This window comes from Methylobacterium trifolii (genome assembly GCF_022179685.1).
In the GTDB taxonomy this organism is placed as follows: domain Bacteria; phylum Pseudomonadota; class Alphaproteobacteria; order Rhizobiales; family Beijerinckiaceae; genus Methylobacterium; species Methylobacterium trifolii.
Map to the genome: position 1 here is coordinate 1 of NZ_BPRB01000326.1, position 7,935 is coordinate 7,935.

The following is a 7,935-nucleotide window of genomic DNA, read 5'->3' on the forward strand; positions in this document are numbered from 1 at the left end:
GCGAGGGCCACCCTCCCCCGCAGAGGGGGGAGGGACGCGAGGCTTCAGGCGTCCAGGCAGTCCGAACGAGGTCCACGATTGAATTCGGCAAACGCGTGTAAGCCATTCGTCCCGTGGGAGGGGGACACGTGCCTCGGCCCGAGCCTTACGACCCTCCCGACACGGCAGGCAAGCCGGCAGGGTTCCGTCAGGCGGCACTCCGCTCCCGCCGGGCCAGGCGCTCGATGATCCGCCAGTAGGAGACCGGGGCGAAGCGCTCGATCAGGGCGACGACCTTGGCGTCCGAGCCGACCAGCACCCGGCCCTGCCGGCGCTCCACGGCCGACACGATGATCTCGCCGGCCCGGGCGGCCGGAAGCTTCAGGAGCTTGCGCATCCCGGCCTTGGCGCGGGCGGCCTCGTCCGGGTCGGTGCCGGCCGGGACGCGGGCGCTGTCGGCGATGGCGGTGGCCACGCCGCCCGGATGCACCAGGGTGACGCCGATGGACGTGCCCTCCAATTCATGCCGCAGGGCCTGGCTGAAGCCGCGGACGGCGAACTTGCTGGCCGAATAGGCGGATTGGCCGGGGGGCGCGATCAGGCCGTAGAGGCTCGACAGGTTGACGAGCCGCGCGTCGTCGCTGGCCCGGAGCAGGGGCAGGAAGGCGCGGGTCATGCGCACCACGCCCCAGAAGTTGATCTCGAACAGCCACTCGAAATCGGCCTCGCTCACGTCGGCGAAATGGCCGCCCACGGCCACGCCCGCGTTGTTGAACAGGAGGTCGAGGCCGCAATGCTCGGCCAGCACCCGTTCCGGCAGGGCGGCCACGGCCGCGCGGTCGGCCACGTCGAGGAGGTGACGGCTGATCCGGACGCGGTTGGTGGACAGCAAGCGGGCGGTCTCGTCGAGGCCCGCCGCGTTCAGGTCGGCCAGGGCGACGTGGCAGCCGCGCCTGGCCAGCGACTGCGCGAGGGCGCGGCCGATGCCGCCGCCCGCCCCCGTGATCAGGGCGGTGCGGTTCTCCAGCCTCATCGGCGCCATCGTGTCCCTCCCTCGGATTTTTCGACCTGTCCCGCAGCCTCAGGCCGCCCGGCGCGCGGCCGCCGCGTGCCCGAAGCGCATCGTGCCGTCGTCGAGGCGGGCGAACCTCAGGGCCGCCATGTCGAGGGCGTAGTTCTGGTAGAGCCGCCACGGCTTGGCCGAGCCCTGCTTGGGCAGGATGCCGGCCGCGCGGCGGACGTAGCCGGAGGTCAGCGGCAGCGTCGGCGCCTCGGTGAGCCGGGCCGGGTCGGCCTCCGGCGCGCACCAGGCGTAGCCGCGGGCCTCCATGTGGTTCAGGAGGCGGCAGAGGTAGCGGGCGGTCAGCTCGCATTTCAGCGTCCACGAGGCGTTTGTGTAGCCGATCGAGACCGCGAGGTTGGGCACGCCGCTGAGCATCATGCCCTTGTAGAGGAAGGTTTCGGACGGATCGACGGGCGTCCCGTCGACGGTCAGCTTCATGCCGCCGAGCATGGTCAGGCGCAGGCCGGTGGCGGTGACGACCACGTCGGCCTCCAGGTGCTTGCCCGAGGTCAGTTGCACCCCCGTCTCGGTGAAGGTCTCGATGCGGTCGGTCTCGACCGAGGCCCTGCCGGAGCGGATCGCCTTGAACAGGTCGCCGTCTGGCACGAGGCAGAGGCGCTGGTCCCAGGGCTTGTAGGCGGGGGTGAAGTGCTTGGCGACGTCGTAGTCGGGGCCGAGCTGCGCCCGCACGCCGTCCAGGATGCGCCGGGTCATCGCCTCGGGCTTCTGCCGGGCGAAGTTGTAGAAGAACATCGAGAGCAGCACGTTCTTCCAGCGCGCCAGCCCGTGGGCGAGGCGCCCCGGCAGCCGGGCGCGCAGCCAGTTGGCGATCTTGTCGCGGCTCGGCAGGGCGACGATGTAGGTGGGCGAGCGCTGCAGCATGGTGACGTGGGCGGCCTGCTTGGCCATCTCCGGCACCAGGGTCACGGCGGTGGCCCCGCTGCCGATCACCACGACCTGGCGCCCGTCATAGGCCAGGTCCTCGGGCCAGGCCTGCGGGTGCACGACCCGGCCGCCGAAGCGCGCCAGCCCCGGAAACTCCGGGCTGTAGCCGCCCTCATAGGAATAGTAGCCGCTGCACACCGAGAGGAAGCCGCAGGTGTAGCGCACGGGCGTCCGGTCCGGGCCGACCTCGGCCTCGACGGTCCAGAGGGCGGCCTGCGAGTCCCAGGCGGCGCGCACGACCCGATGGCCGAAGCGGATATGCCTGTCGATGCCCTCGGCTGCGGCCGTCTCCCGGATGTAGCGCAGGATGGCGCCGCCATCGGCGATGGCCTTGTCGCTGCGCCAGGGGCGGAAGCTGTAGCCGAAGGTGTAGAGGTCCGAATCCGAGCGCAGGCCGGGATAGCGGAACAGGTCCCAGGTGCCGCCGATGGCCTCGCGGCCCTCCAGGATGGCGTAGCGCTGTCGCGGGCAGTCGGCCTGGAGGTAGTGCGCGGTCGCGATCCCGGAGATGCCGGCACCGATCACCAGCACGTCGAAATGCTGCGTCTGCGGGTCGGCGCGCTTCGTGGGCATCGCCTGCGGGCGTGCATCCATGATCGACGGCTCCGTTCGTCCTGTGTCTGCACCGGAATTAAGGTGTACACCTTATGGACGTCAACAGGTGAAGACCTTAAATTCTCCGGACCCGACCAGGACGCGTCGGGGTGGATGATCCGGGGGCGGCGGGACGATGGCGGCGGGAGCGGCACAGGCGGGCGAGGAGCCCAAGGGGAGACGCCCGGCGACGCGGGCGCGCATCCTCCAGGCCTGCCGGCTCCTGTTCAACGAGCGGGGCCCGGCCAGCGTGACCACCGCCGAGATCGCGGCCCATGTCGGCATCAACGAGGGCAACCTGTACTACCACTTCCAGCGCAAGGAGCAGATCCTGGAGGCGCTGTTCGCCGAGTTCGAGGCGCGGCTGGAGCGGGTCGCCACCGCCCACGCGGCGCCGGACACGGCCGGGCGCCGCTACGGGCCCTATCTCGCCGGCTGGTTCACCCTGATGTGGGAATGGCGCTTCTTCTACCGGGACGGGGGCACGATCTTCCGCTTGGCGCCGGCCCTGCGCGCCCGCCTCAAGACCGTGAGCGACGCGGGGCAGGACCACGTCCGCCAGGCGCTCGCAGGCATGCAGGAGGCCGGGCTGCTGCGCGCGAGCCCGGATGAGGCCGAGAGCCTCATCGTCAACGCCTGGATCGTCTCGGCCTACTGGATCGACTACCTGCGCTCCCGCCGCGGGATCACGGAGGTGCGCCGCGACCACCTCGACTGGGGCGCGGCCCAGGTCGCGAGCCTGTTCCGCCCCTACCTGACGGAGACCGGGCTGGCGCAGGCCGGGATCGGCTGAGCGCAGGTTCAAAAGGGAAGGCCGCCCTCCCGGCGGGAGCGCGGCCCTCGATTCGAAAACGGGAAAAAATCAGGCGGTGGCCTCGGCGTACATCTTTTCCACGTGCTCCCAGTTCACGAGGTTCTCGATGAAGGCCTTGAGGTAGTCGGGGCGGCGGTTGCGGTAGTCGATGTAGTAGGAGTGCTCCCACACGTCGACGCCGAGGATCGGCTTGGCACCGTGCACCAGGGGGTTCTCGCCGTTCGGGGTCTTGAGGATGGCGAGCTTGCCGTCCTTGACCGCGAGCCAGGCCCAGCCCGAGCCGAACTGGCCGACGCCGGCCTGGATGAAGTCGGCCTTGAACTTCTCAGGCCCGCCGAGGTCCTCGTCGATCTTCCTGGCCAGGGCGCCGGGGATGGCGCCGCCGCCGTTGGGCTTCATCCACTGCCAGAAATGGATGTGGTTGTAGTGCTGGCCGGCGTTGTTGAAGAGCGGCTGGTTGGTGTTGTAGGCGGCCTTGACCACCTCCTCGACGCTCTTGCCCTGGAGGTCCGTGCCCTCGAGCAGCTTGTTGCCCGTGTCCACATAGGCCTTGTGGTGCTTGTCGTGGTGGAACTCGAGGGTCTCCTTCGACATGTACGGGCCGAGCGCGTCGTAGGCGTAGGGCAGTTCCGGCAGGGTGAAGGTCATGCGTGGTGTCTCCGGTTTCGCGGGGGCGTGCCGAGCGGGTTCCGTGTCGGGCGGCCTGTCATTCCGGGCTGCCGTCGCGGCCGCTCTCCGCACGTCAACGGACGGGTAGGTAAGTCGGTGCCATCGCCTCGGCAACGCCGGGAGGGAATGCAGGCGACTGAATTCCCAGCCGATGGGCGTTCCGGTTTTGCAAAACGCCGCCAGCACTTTACTGTGCCGGGCGTCGAAGTCCGGCGAGGCGTGTGCCGGCCTGTATTCTAGAGAGTCTCATGATCGCTGCGCTGTTCGCGCTTTCCGCCGCCATGGTCATCGGCGGATGCGCCGCCGTGGTCCAGGGCTTCCCCTACGTTCGCCTGGAGAGCGGCCTCTCGATGGTGATCGCGGGCGCGGTCGCCGCGTCGAGCGGCACGGTGCTGTTCGGCCTCGGCGTCGTGGCCTCCGGCCTCAGGCGGGTGGAACGGGCCTTCGACACGCGCCGCATCGTCGACGCCGTGGCCACGTCGCAGGCACCGATGCTGCAGGATCGGGAGCGGCCGGAACTGGCGCACGCGCCGGCCGTCGCCATCCCCGAGCAGCCGCGGGTCGAATCCGGGCCCGGCACCGTCCGGCCGGTCCTGCCCGGCGTCGCGGCGGGCGCCCTCGGCGGTCTGGCCGTCGGGGCCGCAGGGAGCCGGCCCCACGTCGAGCCGACCTTCGAGGACGCGCTGTTCGAGCCGGCCCCGCCCGAGGCCGCGCAGGAGCCGGAACTGCCGATCCCGGGCCTCACGCCCGCCCCGCCTTCCTTGCGCGAACCGGGGCCCGAACCCGAACCGCCGGCGCGGACGGATGCCGGCCCGGAGCCGGAGGACGACCTGTTCGCGGCGGCCGACGAACCGAACGCTGCTGCGACGACGGAGACGGACCGCGATGCGGACGCCCCGGCCCTGCGCCCCGCCCTCGACGCGGCCCGGGACCCCGAGCCGGATCACCGGGGCGACGCGGATGCGGCCCGGCCGGACCCGGCCCGCGAGGTGGTGGGCCGGCATGCCTCGGGCGGCAACACCTACGTGATGTTCGCGGACGGCTCGATCGAAGCGGAGACCCCGCAGGGGCGCTTCACCTTCGCCTCCCTCGACGAGTTGAAGGCCTTCGTGAATGCCGGCGGCGAGGCCGGGGCCCGCGGCGCCGCCTGACACGAGATCCGGCCGGTCGCTGCGCGATGCGGATTGCGGCTTCGCCCGAGCGGAAACGGTCCGACCCGTTCAGGTCAGCGGGTTCAGGGCGTCGTTGCGCGGCGGCAGAGGGGCCAGCATCGTCAGGGAGAAGCCGTCCGGCGCGTAGGTGGTCTCGACCTCGGCCTGGACCTGGGTGGAGAGAACCCGCTGCAGCAGGCGGGAGCCGAACCCCTGGCGGCTCGGCGGCAGGACCGTGGGGCCGCCGCTCTCGCGCCAGGCGAACCGAAGGGTTCCGTTAGGCGAGTCCGGCAGCATGGCCCAGGCGACGGCGACGCGGCCGCTGCGGTTCGAGAGCGCGCCGTACTTGGCGGCATTCGTGGTGAGTTCGTGGATCGCCATGCCGATCGGCACCGCGATCTCGGAGGGCAGGTCGATCTCGGGGCCGTCGAGGGCGATGCGCCCGTCGGCCGCCCCGTCCCCGTCCCCGTCCTCCTCGGCGTAGGGCTTCAGTTCGTTCAGCAGGAGGTTGCGCAGGCTCGCGGTCTGCCAGGTGTCCTCGGTGAGCACCGCGTGGGTGTGGGCGAGCGACTTGATGCGCCCGACGAAGGCCTCGTAGAAGCTGTCGATGCTCGAGGCCGTGCGCGCGGTCGAGCCGACGATGGCCTGCACGGTCGCCAGGGTGTTCTTCACCCGGTGGTGGAGTTCGCGGATCAGGAGCGTCTGGCGCTCCTCGGCCACGCGCCGGTCGGTCACGTCGGCCACGACCCCGATCAGGCGCCGGGGCAGGCGGTTCGGTGCGTCCCGCTCGAAGCGCCCGGCCATGTCGATGGTCCGCCACGCTCCGTCGCTGCGCCGCCGTATCCGCCCGGTGGTGTGCAGGATCGCGTCCTCGCGCAACGCCGTCGAGATCGCCCGGCGCACGGCCTGGCGGTCGTCCGGATGCAGGATGTCGTTCAGGAACTCGTTCTTGCCGACCGTGCCGTCCTCGGGCCCGTGCCCGAAGATCTCGAACATGCGGTCGTTCTCCCAGATCGCCTCGTCCTCAAGCATGTGCCACTCGAAGATGCCGAGGCGGGCGAGCGAGGTCGCCACCCGCAGGCGCTGGTCGCGCGCCATCAGCCCGTCGCGGGCCTCGACCCGCGTGGTGACGTCCTGCACCACGCCGACCATGCCCGAGAGCCCGCCGTCCGGACCGCGGACCGGCTGGCCGCGGGCGCCGATGATGATCTCGCGCCCGTCCTCGGCGCGCTTCAGGCGGCACTCGAAGGCGTAGCTCCTGGCCTGCGCCATCGCCTCGCCGACGAGGGCGCGGATGCGCGTGGCCTCGCTCTCCGCGATCCCGGCCTTCAATTCCGCCCAGGTCACGGACGGGCCGGGGGGGTGGCCCAGGATCTGCGCGGCCCGCCGCGACAGGGTGAGGCGGCCGCTCAAGGCGTCCCAGCGCCACTCGCCGAGCCCGGCGGCGACCAGGGCGTCCCGGTTCTCGGCCGAGCGCGCCGCCTCGTCGGCATCCACCGCCTCGACGACGAGGACGGTCCCTGCGGTTCCCGACCTCCGGACCCGCACGTCCACCGGGCCCCCGTCGCCGCGGCGCCAGACCTGCACCCCCTCGGCCAGGACGCCGCCCGGACCGAGCAGGTCGGCGATGGGGCGCGCCGTGAGCCCGTCCGGCGCGAGGCCGACGAGGTCGCAGAAGGCCCGGTTCGCATCGAGGATCAGGCGCGCATCGGCCGAGAGCACGGCGAGGCCGACCGCGGCCTCCTCGAAGGCCACGCGGCGCAGGTCTCCGGCATCCGGTGCCGGGCTGTGATCGAGCCTTTCGCCCACTCCGTACCTCTGACCGCGCGGCGTCGCCTCGTCCAACGGCGCGTCCCCGTCCGGCATTCTGGATGCGGACGAGCCGCGCCAACATGGAGAGCAAGCGTTGCAGGAGCAAGTCGGTGCGCCCTCGGCGGCGCGCCGACAACAGCTAAGTTCGCACGAATTCCAGGTAGGTCGGCCGCCGTCCGGCCGCCACCGCCTTGGCCTCGTAACGGGTGCCGGGCCAGTCCGGGAACGGGCGCGTCCAGTCCGCGGCGCACCGCGCACTCCAGCGCAGGCTCGGGCAGCGGGCCGCACGCACCAGCGTCCAGCCGGCATAGTCGTCGATGTCGCTGGCGAACCGGAACAGGCCGCCCGGCTTCAGCACGCGGGCGATCTCGGCCAGCGTCGCGTCCGAGACGAACCGGCGCTTGCGCTGCCGGCGCTTGGGCCAGGGATCGGGGTAGAGCAGGTAGGCCCGCCCCAGGCTCGCATCCGGCAGGGCGGAGAGCAGGGCGGTGACGTCCTCGTCGCGGATGCGGACGTTGCGCAAACCCGCCTCGTCCACCGCGGCCAGGAGCTTGACCACGCCGTTGACGAAGGGCTCGGCCCCGACGATCCCGATGTCGGGGTTCGCGCGGGCCTGGGCTGCCAGATGCTCGCCGCCGCCGAAGCCGATCTCCAGCCAGACGTCGTTCGGGGGGATCGGAAGATCGGGGAACAGGGTCGCCGGGTCGAGGCGGCTGCCGTCCTCCGGCGGGGTCACGCGCAGGCGCGGCAGCAATTCGGCCAAGCGCCGCTCCTGCAACCCGCGCAGGCGCTTGCCCTTGCGGCGGCCGAAGAAGGCGCGCTCGGGGGCCTCGGCGGCGGCCAGGGGGCTCGTTTCGGTCACGTCCCGGCTCGGTTGTCGTGTGGGAATCGTCCCTCCCCCCTTTGCG

The 7,935-nt window shown here is 71.7% G+C and carries 7 protein-coding genes; 2 read left to right on the top strand and 5 right to left on the bottom strand.

Features of this window, described 5'->3' with window-relative positions; translation table 11 throughout:
- Positions 1-187: 187 nt before the first annotated feature.
- Together COGEMETH_RS23415 and COGEMETH_RS23420 are read right to left on the bottom strand one after the other, a co-directional pair.
- Positions 188-1,021 (bottom strand): SDR family NAD(P)-dependent oxidoreductase, encoded by an 834-nt coding sequence (locus COGEMETH_RS23415; RefSeq protein ID WP_238185083.1) that lies wholly within the window; start codon positions 1,019-1,021, stop codon positions 188-190.
- 39 nt (positions 1,022-1,060) lie between these two features.
- Positions 1,061-2,581, bottom strand: coding sequence for a flavin-containing monooxygenase (locus COGEMETH_RS23420; RefSeq protein WP_238185084.1), 1,521 nt, complete (start codon positions 2,579-2,581; stop codon positions 1,061-1,063).
- Between the two features lie 136 nt (positions 2,582-2,717).
- On the opposite strand from COGEMETH_RS23420, the gene COGEMETH_RS23425 reads away from it, so the two are divergent.
- Positions 2,718-3,374 carry a TetR/AcrR family transcriptional regulator gene (locus COGEMETH_RS23425; protein ID WP_238185085.1) on the top strand — a complete coding sequence of 219 codons (657 nt, stop codon included), beginning with the start codon at positions 2,718-2,720 and terminating at the stop codon, positions 3,372-3,374.
- 69 nt (positions 3,375-3,443) lie between these two features.
- Here COGEMETH_RS23425 and COGEMETH_RS23430 read toward each other — a convergent pair whose 3' ends face one another.
- Positions 3,444-4,043, bottom strand: a complete 600-nt coding sequence (locus COGEMETH_RS23430; RefSeq protein ID WP_238185086.1) for a superoxide dismutase — start codon at positions 4,041-4,043, stop codon at positions 3,444-3,446.
- 269 nt (positions 4,044-4,312) lie between these two features.
- On the opposite strand from COGEMETH_RS23430, the gene COGEMETH_RS23435 reads away from it, so the two are divergent.
- Positions 4,313-5,215, top strand: a complete 903-nt coding sequence (locus tag COGEMETH_RS23435; RefSeq protein WP_238185087.1) for a hypothetical protein — start codon at positions 4,313-4,315, stop codon at positions 5,213-5,215.
- A 69-nt stretch (positions 5,216-5,284) separates the two neighbouring features.
- Here the strand turns inward: COGEMETH_RS23435 and COGEMETH_RS23440 are convergent, their stop codons facing one another.
- Complete coding sequence (locus tag COGEMETH_RS23440) at positions 5,285-7,024, bottom strand: HWE histidine kinase domain-containing protein (protein WP_238185088.1); 1,740 nt, start codon at positions 7,022-7,024, stop codon at positions 5,285-5,287.
- A gap of 142 nt (positions 7,025-7,166) precedes the next feature.
- The gene (gene trmB, locus COGEMETH_RS23445) at positions 7,167-7,889 is read right to left on the bottom strand and encodes a tRNA (guanine(46)-N(7))-methyltransferase TrmB (protein WP_238185089.1); all 723 of its coding nucleotides are present in this window, start codon (positions 7,887-7,889) and stop codon (positions 7,167-7,169) included.
- Between the last annotated feature and the right edge of the window lie 46 nt (positions 7,890-7,935).